This is a genomic window from Wolbachia endosymbiont of Tetranychus urticae, assembly GCF_046529255.1.
Taxonomy (GTDB): Bacteria; Pseudomonadota; Alphaproteobacteria; order Rickettsiales; family Anaplasmataceae; genus Wolbachia.
Map to the genome: position 1 here is coordinate 1,406,509 of NZ_CP114181.1, position 19,504 is coordinate 1,426,012.

The following is a 19,504-nucleotide window of genomic DNA, read 5'->3' on the forward strand; positions in this document are numbered from 1 at the left end:
TCTGTAAGTAGGTTAACCAACTTTTACTATTGTTTAATTGCTAATATTTTAGTATTAAATGATTATGTGAGGCGTAGAATGGATGTTAAAGTAAATTATGCAGAAATTACTAAACGTGTTGCAGCATGTGTAGTAGATGCAATAATATTTCTATCCTTTTATTTATTCATTTTGTTCATATCATCAGATAAATCCTTTACTGAATTTTTTAATTATATCTTTTCTGATACTGCTATAATCTCCACGTCAGTTCAATGGGAAGTATTAGAAACATTGCTGTTTATAGCACTAGAAACATTAATGATAACAAAGTGTGGCTGGACTCCTGGAAAATTGCTATTTGGTATATACATAAAGGATGCAAATACACTTAAAAACGTCTCTTTGATGCAAGCCGTAATAAGGAGTACTCTTAAGGTGCTCTTGTTAAGCTGTATTTCTAACTGGTTCTTCATTTTACCAATTTTAGTTTTAATATTTGCAACATTTGATCAACGTAAACAGACTTTTTATGATAAAACTATAAAAACAGTGGTAATTGACTACAAACCTGAAAAACATCACTTAAATTTAAACTGTGTGGGAATAATTAGGCGCGCAGTAGCATATATTATAGACCATTTTATTATTATTGGAATTTCTTTAGCTTTTTTCTCTTTCGTACAAATGGCTTTTGATCCTATTAAAGCTGATTTATTAACCACATACTTATTTTTTCTACTATCAATAATATTTGGAGTATTCATGATGAGAAGATTTAGCGGTACTCCAGGACAACTATTGTGCGGTATTCACATAAAAGATACAAATACACTTGAAAATATCACTTTAGTACAGGCAACAGTCAGGTACGTTTTGTTTGAAGCTTTTAATGTATTCATACCGTGTTATATTTTGTCTCTAGAAGAATTCTGTAATCAGCATAATTCTGAACAGTGGTCTGGAGCTTTGTTAACCTTAACATTTGTAGTTATAATATTAATTTTTATATTCGCAATACTCGACAAACGCAAGCAGCTTTTTTACGATAAAATTGCAAAAACAGTGGCAATATACTACAAATCTTCAAGATAATTTTCTCCTTGCTATAGTTGATAATATATGCCTACTGTAGTTGATGTGATTCTTTTAATACTAGTTTTAAATAAACTATGCGATTTCTTGCAATATAAAATTAATTTTCCACCACATGGAAAAAATTATTGACACTCAAAATATCTGTGCTAGAGATTAGTTCATATTTGGTATTTACATAAACTGTTTACAACCATTTAGTTTTATAGTGTGGGTAATTTTAGTTATACTTAATGGTAATAAAATGCATGTGAATCAGCAACAATCCAGTAATAGTACAATTAATAGAGTTGTTCAGCTATTACAGTCTGGTACTTCAAAGCAAAAAAATCTTAGTGATAAAATTAGTCATGAAGAAATAAGCAGATTAGTAAATGATATTATAAGTTCAAGTGAAGATAATACAGTTAAACTTCATCGTTCAAAGCGAGGTATAGGAGATGATATATATAAAATAGCAACCTATATATATCGTTGGTACCAGCTGTCAAAAAAACTGGGTTTGGATCGGGGTTCACAGATAGTTACTCGGCACTTAGGCACACAAAGTGGACAGCAGAAGGCTTTAGATACAGCCAGGGGTGCTTTAGGTGAGGTAGAAACTTTAGGTGATCTCATGAATACTCTTAAACGATTTCTGTCTCCTGAGACAGGTAAAAAACAAATCACAGAGGAATATAGCAACATATCTTTACACCTAGCCGCCGAGCAAGGTAATTTAAATGCAGTGGAGCACTTTGTAGAAAAAGGAGCTGATACTTCCACTCAAAATGAAAGAGGGTATACACCTTTACACTTGGCTGCTGCAGAAGGTCATTTAAATGTAGTAAAATTGCTTATAGAGAAGGGAGCCGATGTCGATGTTCATCAAGGTGGATGGAGTTATAGCACCGCTCTTCACTTAGCTGCTAAGAATGGTCATTTAGATGTACTAAAATATCTTATAGAGAAGGGTGCTAACCCTAAAGCTACTGATAGTGAAGGTAAAAATCCCCTGCAAAGGGCTGCTCAGAGCGGTCACTCAGATATAGTTGAATATCTTAAGAAGAGCGTTCAACAAGTTACGCAAGTGCAACCAGCCACAGAAAGGCAAAACATTACAACAAAAATACCTCAAGTTACAAAAGAACAACAGGTTAATGACAATAAAACACTACAAGAATTTGCTACTCAAAACGGCCAAATCAGTACATCTGGAACAAATAAAAAAGGAGCTATACAAGGACAACAAGTTACAACAGAAATGTCACAAGTTACAGGAGAAAAACAGTTTATAGAAGAACAAGAAAGCGATTTTATACAGGAAACTTTGGAGGCGCTTTCAGACTTTTTACCTGACTTCAGGGGTGAGCTTTCTAAAACATTAAAGAGGCTTTTTGAAACAAGTAAAGAACAGGTTACAGAAGGACAAAATATTACAATAGAAATGCCACAAACTATAGAAGGACGACAAGTTGCAACAGAAGTACCTCAAGGAATATCACAAACTACAGAAGGCCAGCAAATCACAGAAAGACAGCAGATTACAACAGAAGCACGGCAAACTACAGAAAAACAGCAAGTTACAACAGAAGTGCCACAGACTACACAGAGGCAGCAGGTTACAGAAGACTATAGAAATATGTCTTTGCATGATGCTGCTGCGCAAGGTAATTTAAATGCAGTGAAATATTTTGTAGAAAACGGGATCGATATTAACTCTAAGAATGAAAGAGGTGAGACTTCTTTGCACCTAGCTGCTGCGCAAGGTAATTTAGATTGAGCAAGGTAATTTAGATATAGTAAAATACCTTGTAACGCTAATTCTGGATTAAAAAGAGAATAGAAAAGTCAGGAGAGTAGGGTAAACTCAACAAATAGAAAAAAATAGATGAGGTTACCCATGGAAGATATAACAAAACTGTTTTGTCTGGTCGATGATTTTTGCAGAGATATAGAGAAAAATTTTGCAGATAAACTACTACCAAACGGTAAAAACCCACAAGAGTGCCAGAAATTACACATTCGGAAATTATCACAATAATCCTCCTGTATCAGCAATCTCCCTGTGAAAATTTTAAGGCTTTCTACCTGCATTACCCAACATTGCTCTACAAACAGAGTTTTCGAAGTTGCCTTCATACACTAGGTTTGTTGCTCTAAAGCCCAGGGTTTTGTGGCATTTAGCCATGCTATTACAGTGCCTTTGCGGATGGTCAGAACTTACTGGAATCTCATACATAGATACAACTCCTATTGCAGTTTGCCATGCAAAAAGAATATCAAGAAATAAGGTTTTTGCTGGAATTGCAAAATTAAGCAAGAGTACATATGGCTGGTTTTTCGGCTTTAAACTACATTTGATAATTAACGAGAAAGGTGAAATTCAAGCTTTTACGCTTACAAGAGGTAATGTTGACGATAGAGAGCCTGTAGCAAACCTAACTAAGAAATTAACCGGTCTTTTGTTTGGTGATAAAGGCTATATTAAAAAAGAGCTTTTCCAAGAGTTGTTTAACCGCGGTTTGAAACTTGTTACCAAGGTGAAAAAGGGGATGAAAAACGCATTAATTTCACTACATGAAAAGATTTTGCTGAGAAAAAGGTCGATCATTGAGACGATTTTTGGCTACCTCAAAAATAGACTTGAAATTGAACATACTCGCCATAGATCTCCCGTTAATTTCTTGGTTCACATCTTTTCTACTCTCATTTCCTATTCCTTGAAATCCAAAAAGCCTTCCATTTCCTATACTTTCTTCCTTCCTTAATCCAGAATTAGCGTTTGTAGAGAAAGGGGCCGATGTTAATGCTAAAGGTTGGCATGGTAGTATTCTTCTGGGCTATGCTATTCAAGGGAGTAGGTATTCTGCTTGAGGGGGTGAGTTATACCAAATTCCATTACTAATCGAACAAATAAGAAACATTACAAACTCGTTTAATAGTAGCACTGGAAATACTGACAATAAAATTACACAGAACATCTTCAAGTAAGCCTATGGTATCGTAGACTCTGTTGCGTAAAGTATTGTGTTTGATATATTGCCACAACCTCTCAACAGGATTCAGTTCTGGTGAATAAGGAGGCAAGTATATAATGGTAATGTTTTTCTGAATTTTCAAACTTTTTGATCTATGCCAGCCTGCACAATCCATTACAAGAAAGGCTTTTTTCGTGCCTAAATCTTTCGACATCTGCTCCAGAAATATATTCATACAATCAGTGTTTACATATGGAGCAAGTAGGCTAATTTTCTTACCACTTCTTGGATTTACCGCACTGTAGATATAGAAATTTTGTCTACCAATTTTCATTTAACCTGCGTTCTGACCCCTTTTTTAAACCATCCGTGTCCGATTTTTGAATGAGTTCCAAATCGTGATTCATCAAAAAAATACCTCCTTTTCAGGGTGGGAATTGATTATTTTATTGAAGTATTTTTTAAACTCTTCTTGCTTGTTTTTATCTTGTTTATGGTGAATTGGCCTCGGTGTTATATAAGAAAACTTCATCCTTTGTATCTCACGATGCACTGTTGATTTGCTAATGTTTAGGCCAAATTCCTCTGAGATTTTTATTTGCACTTCCTTAATAGTAATATTTGGATTTCTTTCTACCCATATTTCAATTTGCTCACGTTGATTTTTGTTTAATTTGCTTTTTCTTCGCCGCTGAGAAGGGGAAAATAATTTTTCTACTCTACCAAATTTTAGATGCTTTATCCATTCAGTCAAAGCAGTCCTTGAAATTTTACATATTCTTGCCACAGCGCTTATACTACTTTCTTTTCCTGCTATCACCGCTTGTAACTTTTTTGAAACATATGCGTTATTTCTGACCTTTTTTAACATTTCTTTCGCCAAATTTACAACTTTTTCGTCTAACAGTTTTGACCTTAATGCCATTTATACCTCTCTATTTTATCTACTCTAGTATCACTTCTTTCCCATTATTGTCTATCTGTTCTTTACATAGTGGGAATTGGTATTAGATGTGGTTAAGTACCTTGTAGAGAAAGGGGCTGGTTTGAATTTAAAGGACGACGATTACAGAGGCTTCGCTCCTTTGCACTATGCTGCTGATCTCAATGGCCGCTTAGATATAGTAAAATATCTTATAGATAGAGGAGCTGACATAAATATTAAAAGTGATTATGGTAGTACCCCTTTACATATAGCTGCTAAAGGGGGCAGGTATGTTGCTTGGGGTGGTGAGTTAGATGTGGTTAAATACCTTGTAGAGCAAGGAGCTGATTTTTGTGCTAAGAACAACGGCGGTAAAACTCCTTTACACTATGCTGCTGAAACAGGTGGGGTAGATATAGTTAAATACCTTGTAGAACAAGGAGCTGACATTGATGCTAAAGATAAAAAAGGTGATACCCCTTTACATGAGGCTGCCAGTGTAGGTAGTTTTAGTGCAGTAAAGTATCTTGTAGAGAAAGGGGCTGATTTAATGGCCAAAGATAAAGAAGGTGATACCCCTCTAGACATAGCTAATCTATCGCTTATAGTAGAATTTTTAAAACAGGCACAAGCTAATCATCATCGTGATCGCCGTGATCTAGCATCAAGCAACTCATGGACAAGTAATAGTATTGTTAATTGGGTTAAAGGTCTAATATCGTCTACAGGATCTCCAGCTTTACTTACTTACAGAGAGTACGATAGCACTACTGTCACTGCTATACCGGAAATAAACACAACTGTAGTAAACAACACAATAATATTAGGCATTCTAACTACTGGTTTATTTAATAAAACAAAACATAAGCAGCCAATACTTGAAAATCTTTTATCACCAAGAGAGCTGATTATGAGGAATGTAGATGATTCAAGCAGGCTTCTAGAGAAAGCATTACGGAAAGGTAAAGAAGAGGGATGGGGTAGTAGTCCTAGTACTGATGTGAATGAAGTGGAAGTTATCAGTAGCAACAAGACTGGTATGTGGAAAGTAGGTAAATAGTTGATGTTAAAACCTACTCTTTTCAGTAAAGGAGCTGTGATAAATACGGTAATATCCCTTTACATAAGGCTACTATGAGAGGAGATTTAGATATAGTAAAATTACTGGTAAGTAACCGTGCTAATCTTAATCCTAAAAACGACAATGGCTTAATACCTTTACATTATGCTACTAAAAATGGTCACTTAGAAACAGTGAGATTTCTTGTAGAAAATGGGGCTAAGCTTAATCTTCCTGACACAAGAGGCATAACTCCTCTGCAGTACGCAAACGAAGACATTAAGGAAATGTTACTACGGGAAGCACCATCTAGTAGCGTGGAAGGTACAAGTGTAGCAGTCCCAAGTAGCAGCTTTCATTATTATAGGGCTTATACCAATTCCCACTATGTAAAGAACAGATAGACAATAATGGGAAAGAAGTGATACTAGAGTAGATAAAATAGAGAGGTATAAATGGCATTAAGGTCAAAACTGTTAGACGAAAAAGTTGTAAATTTGGCGAAAGAAATGTTAAAAAAGGTCAGAAATAACGCATATGTTTCAAAAAAGTTACAAGCGGTGATAGCAGGAAAAGAAAGTAGTATAAGCGCTGTGGCAAGAATATGTAAAATTTCAAGGACTGCTTTGACTGAATGGATAAAGCATCTAAAATTTGGTAGAGTAGAAAAATTATTTTCCCCTTCTCAGCGGCGAAGAAAAAGCAAATTAAACAAAAATCAACGTGAGCAAATTGAAATATGGGTAGAAAGAAATCCAAATATTACTATTAAGGAAGTGCAAATAAAAATCTCAGAGGAATTTGGCCTAAACATTAGCAAATCAACAGTGCATCGTGAGATACAAAGGATGAAGTTTTCTTATATAACACCGAGGCCAATTCACCATAAACAAGATAAAAACAAGCAAGAAGAGTTTAAAAAATACTTCAATAAAATAATCAATTCCCACCCTGAAAAGGAGGTATTTTTTTGATGAATCACGATTTGGAACTCATTCAAAAATCGGACACGGATGGTTTAAAAAAGGGGTCAGAACGCAGGTTAAATGAAAATTGGTAGACAAAATTTCTATATCTACAGTGCGGTAAATCCAAGAAGTGGTAAGAAAATTAGCCTACTTGCTCCATATGTAAACACTGATTGTATGAATATATTTCTGGAGCAGATGTCGAAAGATTTAGGCACGAAAAAAGCCTTTCTTGTAATGGATTGTGCAGGCTGGCATAGATCAAAAAGTTTGAAAATTCAGAAAAACATTACCATTATATACTTGCCTCCTTATTCACCAGAACTGAATCCTGTTGAGAGGTTGTGGCAATATATCAAACACAATACTTTACGCAACAGAGTCTACGATACCATAGGCTTACTTGAAGATGTTCTGTGTAATTTTATTGTCAGTATTTCCAGTGCTACTATTAAACGAGTTTGTAATGTTTCTTATTTGTTCGATTAGTAATGGAATTTGGTATTAGGTTAGTTATTTAAAGAGTTTTATAAGGCAGGTAGTTATATTCGCGGAGTCATATCTAGATTATAATAGTTATCAAATTAGCTTATTATTTTTAGTTATTAATAAGTATATCCAGTAGCTTTAGCCGTTAGTGGTGTTGTTGTGCTACCCCGTATTTTGCTATTTTTTATATTAATTTGAATGGAGTTTAAATTGATTCCATTACCTGAATGGGTGCCTTTTCTTCTCTTGGTTCCTCTAATGTAGAATGGCTTTGTTGCATAGCACTGATAGGGATGTAAATCACAGTAAATTTATGCAGCTCATTCAAATTTAGCCGTACCTATATCAGTAAATTTGTTCAATAAGTAGCACTTAATTAACAGCTCTTTTTCACGATTTACCTCTGATTTATTTTTCAAGCCAAACCCAAATATTTGCTTCAACCTATAGAAAAAGACTTCAATATAAGACCGTGCTCCATACTTAACTTTTTTCTTCCATTCATTTTCATAATTCTCATATGACCTAATTCTACTAATATACTTGTTTCTTTCTGATAAGTAGTCAGCTAAACAAATTTTAGCTAGGGCGAATAATAGGCACAATATTGTATTTTCTGCATTCTTTATACACACTTTTTATATCATAAGCTGCATCTGCTCAATAGAATAAATGTTATATTTATCACTGACTTCTTCTAACATATCGCAGACCGGCAAATAGTCTACAGCAACACCACTAGTGTAGTTCATGCTTATTGCTTTCTTATCATTTATGTTTAAAACAACATGTAATTTTCTTACTTGACCATAGCCACTGTATTTTCTTTTTCGAATATTAAGCTTACTATGCCCACCGTTATTATTGTAGATACTAACTCTAGTGCTATCTACGGCAATTTCAATATTTTCCAAATCATCTTTATTGCTTCTATGGTCATCAATCTTCAAATTAAGCTTTTTAAATCTTCTGGAAGCTTGTGTATAGCTGATAATCTTAAGTTTTTTTGCCTATTTGTATCATATAACCTTTTACAAAACCTACAGCTTGTCTCAGGACAATTCTAAAAAGATGAACTATTATGTGTATTAAAATTACAACTTTATCACTATAAATGTTATTACCACCTGCAACTTTTGGACTGTTTTCATACCAATTTTCTATGGCTTGATTAACAAAATGAAAAACATTTCCTCTTTTTTTGAGAAACTCGTTATATTCTCTTTGGTTACTGACTCTCATTTTTTGTGGCATAAGTTGTACTTGTTTGAAAAACGCCTATTTTACAACAAAATGCGTCAGTAGCCATATATTAAAAAGCTTTTCTTCTTACAATAACCTCAACCAACACTAGCTATGCAACAAAGCCATGTAGAATTAGGGCCATTTGTTTTTTTAAACATATCATTATATACTAGCCACACACAACCAAGTAAAGCTATTGCTGCTGCTAATGTTGAATAATAAACTGCTATAATAATAGTTGTTAACACAGAAGCTACTATAATAGTAAACAAAAATACTTTTTGATTTGATGAAATACTATCTTTCTTACTTTTTGGACTATAATTATTTTGTGAATCAAGTGTTTTAATATTTCCTAACTTATTAGGAAATCTGACAGGTTCAAAATTAAAATTTCCTTCTTCAGCTTTTCTACTTTCTTCTATATTATCTATTTGTTTATCGAGCTCTTCACTTTTTCCTATCTTACTATCTATCTCCGGTAATTTTACGGGTTGAGAATCAGCTTGCTCTAATTCAACCTGTATTATAGTTTTATTTTCTAACTTATTAAGGTCTTCATCAAGTTCTCTTATCAACTTATATAATACTTCCAATAATTTATCCAATTCCCTTAAATCCACACTATATGCCATTATAACTCAAATACTTTATTATACCTTTATCATTTACTTTAGGCAATACTATAGTTTATATATTGCAATACCGTTTTACTATACAAACTGGCTACATTCAAACTTATATTCAAAAAGGCTAGTCTAAATAGATGCGTGCTAGTTTAAATAAAAATTCATATTTTTTCTGTAGTAGCTAAACATCAAAAGTTAATTAGAAGGATGTCAAAAAGTCAAATTTCAAGACAGTATACTTTTCAAATTAACCCTAAACCAGAAATCTATGAGTCACCTTTTAATTATGAATATTACGATGTAGAAATAGCTGGTGGTCTAATTCAATTACCAAACTTCGCTTATTATTTTAATAGAGTATTTGATACAGAAGAAGATAAAAACATATTATGGAGATTTGAGCCATCTAATTCTCAAACTTGGCCATTAGAAAATAAATACTATCTAACTTTATCTAGCAATAAGATTGTGTCAGGAGAAAAGGAAATTGAACGCCGCAATATTTTTTCAAAGTATGATATTGTAGAAAAGATAAGAGAGATAAATAATAACAATAAAAATTGTGTTATTAAAATATTTAAACCTTATGGTAATGAAGACTATTATTTTAAGGATGGCAGCAGATATATGCCTGTACGTTATCCTGCTGCTATATTTGAAGAGGGTAGTGATGAACCAATAGCGTATCTAAGCGACTTCACTATATCTTTTAGAAAAGAAAAGGATTCATATCCAGAAGGAAAACTTATAAATGTGGGAATAAGGAATATTAATAATTATCTTACAAATGAAAAATTAACACTAGTTGAATCGGATGAAGGAAATTTAAAACTAGAATATGAATTGGAGCCTCAATTCTTTTGGGATGAGGAAAGTAGAATTATTCAACCTCTGATTGATCACTACTATCTAGTATCATCATCACCTCTGGCAAGGTACGAAAATAAAAAGATTGCGGGAGTATCCTTACCGTTACTTGAAGTTGCAAATCGAATTGAAAGCAAGAGAAATCAACTAGCTCATGAAATACTTACTATTCTTAATACCAAAGATGAGCAAAATAATAAAATCTCAAAGCTTCTCGATAAAGCAAAAGAAATTTTTAATGCTCAAGAAAGAAGTCAAAACATTCTACATAATGAAATAAACACTATTCTTGAAACTAATGATTCAGAGATTATAAAATTCTTAAAGATTAGTCATAAAGTACAAGAAATTTTAGAAGGTGTAAAAGGTGGTGAATATGATATAGGTCAAGAAATACTTACTATTCTCAATACTCAAGATGAACAAAATAATAAAATCTTAAATATTACCAATAAAGCAAAAGAAACTTTGGGGAATGAAAAATGCTTAATCGGTGTACAAAATTTTCTACAAACATTTTTGTAAGAGGAATATATGAATATAGATGAAATTATTACAGAGCTTAAAAGAAAGATTGAAACTGATGGTAATAATGAGGGCTCTGAGATAAATAAACTTAAATCACTCTTAAAAGGACCACCTGGTCCTCAAGGATCTCCAGGTAAAAATGTAGATCCTGAAGATGTTGTAAAGCAAATTCTTTTTAATTCTCCTCATATTCGAGTGTTATCAGAGAGTGTTGCAACCTCAGGTGATTTAGCAAGCGAGGTTGCAGATAGGCTTAAACATGACAGGAAGATTAGGGAAGATGTAGAACGTGCTCTCAAATATGATATTCACTTTCAGCAAGCTGTTAAAGGTCCTAAGGGTGATCCAGGACTAAAAGGTCAAGATGCAAAGCCTGAAGATGTTGCAAAAAATATTATCGATGATTCAAATAAACTTAATACTTTAAAAACAGAAGTTGCCTCTAAACTAAAATCTGATAATGAGTTTCAAACATTAGCGAGAGGTCCTAAGGGTGATCCAGGACCACAAGGTCTTAAAGGTGATCCAGGACCTAAAGGTGAGGATTCCAAACCTGAAGATGTTGCAAAAAATATTATCGATGATTCAAATAAACGTAGTACTTTAAAAACAGAAGTTGCCTCTAAACTAAAATCTGATAATGAATTTCAAGGATTAGCGAAAGGTCCTAAGGGTGATCCAGGACTAAAAGGTCAAGATGCAAAGCCTGAAGATGTTGCAAAAAATATTATCGATGATTCAAATAAACTTAATACTTTAAAAACAGAAGTTGCCTCTAAACTAAAATCTGATAATGAGTTTCAAACATTAGCGAGAGGTCCTAAGGGTGATCCAGGACTAAAAGGTCAAGATGCAAAGCCTGAAGATGTTGCAAAAAATATTATCGATGATTCAAATAAACTTAATACTTTAAAAACAGAAGTTGCCTCTAAACTAAAATCTGATAATGAGTTTCAAACATTAGCGAGAGGTCCTAAGGGTGATCCAGGACCACAAGGTCTTAAAGGTGATCCAGGACCTAAAGGTGAGGATTCCAAACCTGAAGATGTTGCAAAAAATATTATCGATGATTCAAATAAACGTAGTACTTTAAAAACAGAAGTTGCCTCTAAACTAAAATCTGATAATGAATTTCAAGGATTAGCGAAAGGTCCTAAGGGTGATCCAGGACTAAAAGGTCAAGATGCAAAGCCTGAAGATGTTGCAAAAAATATTATCGATGATTCAAATAAACTTAATACTTTAAAAACAGAAGTTGCCTCTAAACTAAAATCTGATAATGAGTTTCAAACATTAGCGAGAGGTCCTAAGGGTGATCCAGGACCACAAGGTCTTAAAGGTGATCCAGGACCTAAAGGTGAGGATTCCAAACCTGAAGATGTTGCAAAAAATATTATCGATGATTCAAATAAACGTAGTACTTTAAAAACAGAAGTTGCCTCTAAACTAAAATCTGATAATGAATTTCAAGGATTAGCGAAAGGTCCTAAGGGTGATCCAGGACTAAAAGGTCAAGATGCAAAGCCTGAAGATGTTGCAAAAAATATTATCGATGATTCAAATAAACTTAATACTTTAAAAACAGAAGTTGCCTCTAAACTAAAATCTGATAATGAGTTTCAAACATTAGCGAGAGGTCCTAAGGGTGATCCAGGACCACAAGGTCTTAAAGGTGATCCAGGACCTAAAGGTGAGGATTCCAAACCTGAAGATGTTGCAAAAAATATTATCGATGATTCAAATAAACGTAGTACTTTAAAAACAGAAGTTGCCTCTAAACTAAAATCTGATAATGAATTTCAAGGATTAGCGAAAGGTCCTAAGGGTGATCCAGGACTAAAAGGTCAAGATGCAAAGCCTGAAGATGTTGCAAAAAATATTATCGATGATTCAAATAAACTTAATACTTTAAAAACAGAAGTTGCCTCTAAACTAAAATCTGATAATGAGTTTCAAACATTAGCGAGAGGTCCTAAGGGTGATCCAGGACCACAAGGTCTTAAAGGTGATCCAGGACCTAAAGGTGAGGATTCCAAACCTGAAGATGTTGCAAAAAATATTATCGATGATTCAAATAAACGTAGTACTTTAAAAACAGAAGTTGCCTCTAAACTAAAATCTGATAATGAATTTCAAGGATTAGCGAAAGGTCCTAAGGGTGATCCAGGACTAAAAGGTCAAGATGCAAAGCCTGAAGATGTTGCAAAAAATATTATCGATGATTCAAATAAACTTAATACTTTAAAAACAGAAGTTGCCTCTAAACTAAAATCTGATAATGAGTTTCAAACATTAGCGAGAGGTCCTAAGGGTGATCCAGGACCACAAGGTCTTAAAGGTGATCCAGGACCTAAAGGTGAGGATTCCAAACCTGAAGATGTTGCAAAAAATATTATCGATGATTCAAATAAACGTAGTACTTTAAAAACAGAAGTTGCCTCTAAACTAAAATCTGATAATGAATTTCAAGGATTAGCGAAAGGTCCTAAGGGTGATCCAGGACTAAAAGGTCAAGATGCAAAGCCTGAAGATGTTGCAAAAAATATTATCGATGATTCAAATAAACTTAATACTTTAAAAACAGAAGTTGCCTCTAAACTAAAATCTGATAATGAGTTTCAAACATTAGCGAGAGGTCCTAAGGGTGATCCAGGACCACAAGGTCTTAAAGGTGATCCAGGACCTAAAGGTGAGGATTCCAAACCTGAAGATGTTGCAAAAAATATTATCGATGATTCAAATAAACGTAGTACTTTAAAAACAGAAGTTGCCTCTAAACTAAAATCTGATAATGAATTTCAAGGATTAGCGAAAGGTCCTAAGGGTGATCCAGGACTAAAAGGTCAAGATGCAAAGCCTGAAGATGTTGCAAAAAATATTATCGATGATTCAAATAAACTTAATACTTTAAAAACAGAAGTTGCCTCTAAACTAAAATCTGATAATGAGTTTCAAACATTAGCGAGAGGTCCTAAGGGTGATCCAGGACCACAAGGTCTTAAAGGTGATCCAGGACCTAAAGGTGAGGATTCCAAACCTGAAGATGTTGCAAAAAATATTATCGATGATTCAAATAAACGTAGTACTTTAAAAACAGAAGTTGCCTCTAAACTAAAATCTGATAATGAATTTCAAGGATTAGCGAAAGGTCCTAAGGGTGATCCAGGACTAAAAGGTCAAGATGCAAAGCCTGAAGATGTTGCAAAAAATATTATCGATGATTCAAATAAACTTAATACTTTAAAAACAGAAGTTGCCTCTAAACTAAAATCTGATAATGAGTTTCAAACATTAGCGAGAGGTCCTAAGGGTGATCCAGGACCACAAGGTCTTAAAGGTGATCCAGGACCTAAAGGTGAGGATTCCAAACCTGAAGATGTTGCAAAAAATATTATCGATGATTCAAATAAACGTAGTACTTTAAAAACAGAAGTTGCCTCTAAACTAAAATCTGATAATACATTTAAGCAAGATGTAGGAAATGTTCTAAAAAATGATTCTTTTCCAGTAAACAGTATTGATCCTGATAAGATAGATCAATCATTGCTTAAAATACTCTCAAATGATTCATATGAAAGTAAAATTAGTGACAATTTAGCTAATATTATTAACAATAATGAAGAAAACAGAGAAACAGTATTAAGAAAACTTCAAAATCAAAACGTAAATATGTCTCTCAAGATAATAAAAGGAGAAAGTTACGGTGAAATCAGCAGTGCAAAAATAGTTGACAGCCAAAACAACGATATTGGTACATTTGCAAACATAGGATATTTCTTTCAGAATGGTGATCTGCATATACGCAACCATATTACTGAGACAAATATAAAGGTACCAAAGGAGTTTCACTTTTTAAGAACAGTATATGATCGTGAAGGGAGATTGAAGCTTGCATTATGTAACAGTTTAGGGAATTTACTTTCTGAATATAAAAAATATGATCCTGAATACAGAGAATTACCGAAATTTGTTGAAATGAATCATTTATCCTTAGAAAGAGGTGAGGTTTTAAAATATTGCTATGATTGGAGGCCAATATTTCACCTAAAAGACAAAACAACAGGAGGTAAAGTCGATGTTTTTAAAGTACAACAGGGAGAAAAAAAGATAGGAACACTGATAGATGAATTCATCTTCTATAAAGATAATAGATTACACTATAAAAATAATTCTGATCTAGTAGAAGAATGCTGCTATAGTGAAAATTTATATACTGGTTTTGATAATAAGCTATCAATCAGTGACATCAATAATATAACAATCAACCTAGAACAAAGTTTAAACTGGAATTTATGAAGGAGTGTTAAATAAATCATACGCGTCAAGTTAAAGCAAATTTGGGGAAGTTAAGGTAGATACTCTAGTTTTTCTATACCTGTCTTTCAGAGAAAATTGTGACCAATCTGTGGTAAGTTGTATTAGACACAACTTAATCTGTGTGATTCATAGAGGTTATTACAGCAAAAATGTAAGATAAAATAAAAACTTTGACTTGTGATAGTTTAAATACCTTATTACAACAATATGAATAAATTCATCAACAAGAGGCAATCAGTAAATGGATACCAAAGTTAAGTTGCGTTTGAATTGGATAGAATTATACAAAAAATTAGGTCATGCAGGTAAAGTGTGTCAACACTATAACATTTCACGCTTTACCTTACGAAAATGGTACAAACGTTATGAAAAGCTAGGTGCACAGGGATTGTCAAACCTTAGTAGCAGGCCTAAAACTTTACCCTTACAAAAAATCAACGAGTCAAATGAGCAGCTCATTCTTCATCTGAGAAAAGCTAGAAAATTAGGAGCAAGACGTATTCAAGCTGAATTGAAGCGTTTACATGATATCTCTTTTGCATTGGCTACTATACACAAAATTTTGAAGAAACACGATGTAAGTCTTTTACGTATTAAACGCCACTATCGCAAGCAGATTAAGCGTTATAACTGCAAAGTGCCAGGAGAGCGTGTACAAATGGATGTTTGCAAAATATCCTCGGGGCTTTATCAATATACTGCTATAGATGATTGTACGCGTTATAAAGTTATCGCATTATACTCAAGGCGTACTTCAAAAAATACTCTGGATTTCTTAAAACAATTAAGGGAAAGGGCTCCATTTCATTGTCAAAGGATTCAAACCGATAGAGGACAAGAATTTTTTACTTACGAAGTGCAAGAGTGTCTAAAAGAATGGAAAATAAAATTCCGTCCAATTAAGCCGTTTTCCCCACATTGAAATGGTAAAGTAGAAAGAGCGCAGCGTACAGATTTAGATGAATTTTATAGTAGCGTTAACATTAAGGATTATGAATTGCAAGTCAAGCTTAGGGATTGGGAAGAATATTATAATAAACAACGTCCTCATAGCTTTCTTCAGGGAAAGACTCCTTGGGAAAAATATAAAGAACTGGAAAAAACAATTCCTTGTCTAAGTGAAATACAAAAAAATTATACTTCATCAAAAGAAACATTTGTCATGCAAAATTACAAACATAACCAAGAGTTAAAGTCACTTCAAAAATACAAAACCTCTTAACAGATATTTCAAGTTCAGACTTGATCTGATAAATTAGTTGCAATAACCTCTATGAATCACACAATTTATTACCTCTCTTTCCCCTTCCAACGCTAATTCTGGATTAATAAAGAGAATAGAAAAGTCAGGAGAGTAGGGTAAACTCAACAAATAGAAAAAAATAGATGAGGTTACCCATGGAAGATATAACAAAACTGTTTTGTCTGGTCGATGATTTTTGCAGAGATATAGAGAAAAATTTTGCAGACAAACTACTGCCAAACGGTAAAAAACCCACAAGAGTGCCAGAAATTACACATTCGGAAATTATCACAATAATCCTCCTGTATCAGCAATCTCCCTGTGAAAATTTTAAGGCTTTCTACCTGCATTACCTAACATTGCTCTACAAATCAGAGTTTTCGAAGTTGCCTTCATACACTAGGTTTGTTGCTCTAAAGTCCAGGGTTTTGTGGCATTTAGCCATGCTATTACAGTGCCTTTGCGGATGGTCAGAACTTACTGGAATCTCATACATAGATACAACTCCTATTGCAGTTTGCCATGCAAAAAGAATATCAAGAAATAAGGTTTTTGCTGGAATTGCAAAATTAAGCAAGAGTACATATGGCTGGTTTTTCGGCTTTAAACTACATTTGATAATTAACGAGAAAGGTGAAATTCAAGCTTTTACGCTTACAAGAGGTAATGTTGACGATAGAGAGCCTGTAGCAAACCTAACTAAGAAATTAACCGGTCTTTTGTTTGGTGATAAAGGCTATATTAAAAAAGAGCTTTTCCAAGAGTTGTTTAACCGCGGTTTGAAACTTGTTACCAAGGTGAAAAAGGGGATGAAAAACACATTAATTTCACTACATGAAAAGATTTTGCTGAGAAAAAGGTCGATCATTGAGACGATTTTTGGCTACCTCAAAAATAGACTTGAAATTGAACATACTCGCCATAGATCTCCCGTTAATTTCTTGGTTCACATCTTTTCTACTCTCATTTCCTATTCCTTGAAATCCAAAAAGCCTTCCATTTCCTATACTTTCTTCCTTCCTTAATCCAGAATTAGCGTTTCCACGGTTAAACAACTCTGCTATGCTTCTTATTTGGTTCATTAATAATGAGAATTGGTATAAATTGATAATGTGCTAACAAGCGTGTTTTGGCTGAAGTAGAAAAAATTTAAAAAACATGCAGCCGCTATAATTTTATGTAATTTGCCAATAAATATCTGAGTTTTTTACTGAATTTTGTTGTTAAATCTGCAGAGATTAAAAACAAGGATAAATACTCTTATTGATATAAGAAGAAAAGTGGGAAGGTTTGTCAAGCCGCTTCTATGCACCTGAGCATTGATCATACGGGTTCCATCTGTTATATATAGTCTTTTGCATACGAAGAAAACTGATGAATGAGTATGATATTACAGTTATAGGCAGCGGTCCTGGTGGTTATATAGCAGCAATTAGAGCGGCGCAGCTTGGACTTAAAACTGCAATTGTTGAAAGGGAGGAAAATTTGGGTGGTATATGCTTAAATTGGGGATGTATACCAACAAAATCGCTACTTAGAGCGTCTGAAGTTTATAGATTAATAAGAAGATCAGAAGAATTTGGCATAAAAGCAAAGGATACAAGTTTTGATATACAATCAATAGTGAAATATTCAAGGAACGTTGTTGATAAGCTATCAAGTGGTGTTGAGTATTTGATGAAAAAAAATAACATCAAAGTTCATCAAGGCTTTGGTAAACTTGCAGGTAACTATGTTGTAAAAATTCTTAATGATAAGAAGGAGGAGGAAATTTCTTCTAAGCATATCATTTTAGCAACAGGTGTAAGGGCAAGAAATCTTCCTGGAATCGAAGTAGATGGAGATTTAATATGGAATGCGCAGCACGCTATGACTCCAAAGAAGTTACCAAAATCTCTACTAATCATAGGTTCTGGTGCGATAGGAATAGAGTTTGCAAGTTTTTATAGTACTTTGGGAGTTGATGTAACAATTATAGAAGTAAAAGACACTATTTTGCCGATGGAAGATAAAGATATTTCAAATTTAGCACAAGAAATATTCACAAAACAAAGGATAAAAATATATACAAACAGTAGCGTAAAAGCTTTGACTAAAAATAAAGACTTTGCTCAAGTGTTACTAAGTAGTGGTGAGAGCAAAGAATTTGATAGGGTGATTGTTGCAGTTGGCGTTCAAGCAAACACTAAAAATATAGGTTTAGAAAATACAAAAATTAAGTTGAGTTCTTCTGGTTTTATTGAAACGAATGAATGGTATGAAACAAGTGAAACAAGTGTGTATGCAATAGGTGATGTCGCTGGTCCCCCATGTTTAGCGCATAAAGCAAGTCATGAAGCTGTAATCTGTGTTGAGAAAATTGCTGGTAAAAATGCTCATAAGTTAAAAAAAGAGTGCATACCAAATTGCACTTACTCTCATCCGCAAGTAGCAAGCGTTGGCCTTACTGAGGAACAGGCAATAAAAAGTGGATACGATATAAAAGTAGGAAAATTTCACTCCAACTTTAATGGTAAATCTATTGCACTAAGTGAAACTGAAGGTTTAGTGAAAACAATTATAGACAAAAAAACAGGCGAACTTCTTGGAGCTCACATGATAGGAGCGGAAGTAACAGAGTTAATTAGCAATTTCGCTCTTGCAAAGCAACTAGAGGGAACAGACTGCGACATAAAATCTACGATTTTTCCTCATCCAACTATTTCGGAAATTATACACGAATCAGCACTTGCTGCAGATGATGAATCGTTAAATAGTTAAGCTAACGATTCATTGTTTTAGAGCTACAATTATCCTGATTAGGCGATTCAATTCTAATAGATTGATTACCAATATCAGATTTTTCTAACTTTTCTTTTAACCCTTCAGCTGCTTCTTTCACTTCAAGCTTTTTTTTCTGATTAAGATCCTCTGGGCTTTTTCTTTTACTGTCTAAACCTTGTTGTCTATCAATATTTTTATTGAGTCGTTCTTGCTGAGGTAGATCAACAACTGAGTTAAAAAGAGCTTTTGTTATGCTTTTTAGTAATCCTATAAAACCTCCTCTTCCGCCTTCTCTTTGCTCTTGAGGCTTGTTTTTCACGTTTTTACTGTTGCTGCTTTCAGGCATTTTTAACTCAACTATCATAAAGCTTAACAAAATTTTACATGCGGATTATTAAAAAATGATTAATAATCTATTATCAAATTGCTATTTACA

Annotated in this window: 12 protein-coding genes and 4 pseudogenes; 11 read left to right on the forward strand and 5 right to left on the reverse strand. The window is 33.6% G+C overall.

The window, feature by feature from the left end:
• Positions 1–78 precede the first annotated feature (78 nt).
• From O1Q06_RS07335 to O1Q06_RS07345, 3 genes and pseudogenes are all read left to right on the forward strand, one after another.
• Positions 79–1,074, forward strand: coding sequence for an RDD family protein (locus O1Q06_RS07335; protein WP_410542546.1), 996 nt, complete (start codon positions 79–81; stop codon positions 1,072–1,074).
• 208 nt (positions 1,075–1,282) lie between these two features.
• The gene (locus tag O1Q06_RS07340; protein ID WP_410542547.1) at positions 1,283–2,836 is read left to right on the forward strand and encodes an ankyrin repeat domain-containing protein; all 1,554 of its coding nucleotides are present in this window, start codon (positions 1,283–1,285) and stop codon (positions 2,834–2,836) included.
• A 120-nt stretch (positions 2,837–2,956) separates the two neighbouring features.
• Positions 2,957–3,824: pseudogene (locus O1Q06_RS07345) on the forward strand (IS982 family transposase).
• A gap of 133 nt (positions 3,825–3,957) precedes the next feature.
• On the opposite strand, the pseudogene O1Q06_RS07350 reads toward O1Q06_RS07345, so the two are convergent.
• A pseudogene (locus O1Q06_RS07350) lies at positions 3,958–4,959 on the reverse strand (IS630-like element ISWpi10 family transposase).
• A 76-nt stretch (positions 4,960–5,035) separates the two neighbouring features.
• Between O1Q06_RS07350 and O1Q06_RS07355 the strand changes: the two are divergent.
• The 3 genes and pseudogenes from O1Q06_RS07355 to O1Q06_RS07365 all read left to right on the forward strand — a co-directional run bounded on the left by O1Q06_RS07355 (position 5,036) and on the right by O1Q06_RS07365 (position 7,476).
• The gene (locus O1Q06_RS07355) at positions 5,036–6,019 is read left to right on the forward strand and encodes an ankyrin repeat domain-containing protein (RefSeq protein WP_410542548.1); all 984 of its coding nucleotides are present in this window, start codon (positions 5,036–5,038) and stop codon (positions 6,017–6,019) included.
• 53 nt (positions 6,020–6,072) lie between these two features.
• Positions 6,073–6,423, forward strand: a complete 351-nt coding sequence (locus O1Q06_RS07360) for an ankyrin repeat domain-containing protein (protein WP_410543174.1) — start codon at positions 6,073–6,075, stop codon at positions 6,421–6,423.
• A 51-nt stretch (positions 6,424–6,474) separates the two neighbouring features.
• Positions 6,475–7,476, forward strand: a pseudogene (locus O1Q06_RS07365) (IS630-like element ISWpi10 family transposase).
• Positions 7,477–8,114: 638 nt separating this feature from the next.
• Here O1Q06_RS07365 and O1Q06_RS07370 read toward each other — a convergent pair.
• From O1Q06_RS07370 to O1Q06_RS07380, 3 genes are all read right to left on the reverse strand, one after another.
• Positions 8,115–8,426 carry a hypothetical protein gene (locus O1Q06_RS07370; RefSeq protein WP_410542245.1) on the reverse strand — a complete coding sequence of 104 codons (312 nt, stop codon included), beginning with the start codon at positions 8,424–8,426 and terminating at the stop codon, positions 8,115–8,117.
• A 46-nt stretch (positions 8,427–8,472) separates the two neighbouring features.
• Positions 8,473–8,730, reverse strand: coding sequence for a transposase (locus tag O1Q06_RS07375; RefSeq protein WP_410542244.1), 258 nt, complete (start codon positions 8,728–8,730; stop codon positions 8,473–8,475).
• 86 nt (positions 8,731–8,816) lie between these two features.
• Positions 8,817–9,356, reverse strand: coding sequence for a hypothetical protein (locus O1Q06_RS07380; RefSeq protein ID WP_410542549.1), 540 nt, complete (start codon positions 9,354–9,356; stop codon positions 8,817–8,819).
• A 201-nt stretch (positions 9,357–9,557) separates the two neighbouring features.
• On the opposite strand from O1Q06_RS07380, the gene O1Q06_RS07385 reads away from it, so the two are divergent.
• From O1Q06_RS07385 to lpdA, 5 genes and pseudogenes are all read left to right on the forward strand, one after another.
• On the forward strand, positions 9,558–10,742 hold the full coding sequence (locus O1Q06_RS07385) for a hypothetical protein (RefSeq protein ID WP_410542550.1): 1,185 nt from the start codon (positions 9,558–9,560) through the stop codon (positions 10,740–10,742).
• 9 nt (positions 10,743–10,751) lie between these two features.
• The gene (locus tag O1Q06_RS07390) at positions 10,752–15,041 is read left to right on the forward strand and encodes a hypothetical protein (protein ID WP_410542551.1); all 4,290 of its coding nucleotides are present in this window, start codon (positions 10,752–10,754) and stop codon (positions 15,039–15,041) included.
• A 262-nt stretch (positions 15,042–15,303) separates the two neighbouring features.
• Positions 15,304–16,284: pseudogene (locus O1Q06_RS07395) on the forward strand (IS481 family transposase).
• A 176-nt stretch (positions 16,285–16,460) separates the two neighbouring features.
• Positions 16,461–17,330, forward strand: coding sequence for an IS982 family transposase (locus O1Q06_RS07400; protein WP_410542552.1), 870 nt, complete (start codon positions 16,461–16,463; stop codon positions 17,328–17,330).
• 349 nt (positions 17,331–17,679) lie between these two features.
• The gene (gene lpdA / locus O1Q06_RS07405) at positions 17,680–19,065 is read left to right on the forward strand and encodes a dihydrolipoyl dehydrogenase (protein ID WP_410542553.1); all 1,386 of its coding nucleotides are present in this window, start codon (positions 17,680–17,682) and stop codon (positions 19,063–19,065) included.
• Between the two features lies 1 nt (position 19,066).
• On the opposite strand, the gene O1Q06_RS07410 is transcribed toward lpdA, so the two are convergent.
• Entirely contained in the window at positions 19,067–19,432 is a 366-nt protein-coding gene (locus tag O1Q06_RS07410; RefSeq protein WP_410542554.1) for a hypothetical protein, read from the reverse strand.
• Between the last annotated feature and the right edge of the window lie 72 nt (positions 19,433–19,504).

Bases quoted from the DNA above. Each gene is read 5' to 3' on its own strand.
- O1Q06_RS07390 (WP_410542551.1), top strand. From the start codon at position 10,752: ATGAATATAGATGAAATTATTACAGAGCTTAAAAGAAAGATTGAAACT.
- lpdA (WP_410542553.1), top strand. From the start codon at position 17,680: ATGAATGAGTATGATATTACAGTTATAGGCAGCGGTCCTGGTGGTTAT.
- O1Q06_RS07400 (WP_410542552.1), top strand. From the start codon at position 16,461: ATGGAAGATATAACAAAACTGTTTTGTCTGGTCGATGATTTTTGCAGA.
- O1Q06_RS07410 (WP_410542554.1), bottom strand. From the start codon at position 19,432: ATGATAGTTGAGTTAAAAATGCCTGAAAGCAGCAACAGTAAAAACGTG.
- O1Q06_RS07335 (WP_410542546.1), top strand. From the start codon at position 79: ATGGATGTTAAAGTAAATTATGCAGAAATTACTAAACGTGTTGCAGCA.
- O1Q06_RS07380 (WP_410542549.1), bottom strand. From the start codon at position 9,356: ATGGCATATAGTGTGGATTTAAGGGAATTGGATAAATTATTGGAAGTA.
- O1Q06_RS07375 (WP_410542244.1), bottom strand. From the start codon at position 8,730: ATGCCACAAAAAATGAGAGTCAGTAACCAAAGAGAATATAACGAGTTT.
- O1Q06_RS07385 (WP_410542550.1), top strand. From the start codon at position 9,558: ATGTCAAAAAGTCAAATTTCAAGACAGTATACTTTTCAAATTAACCCT.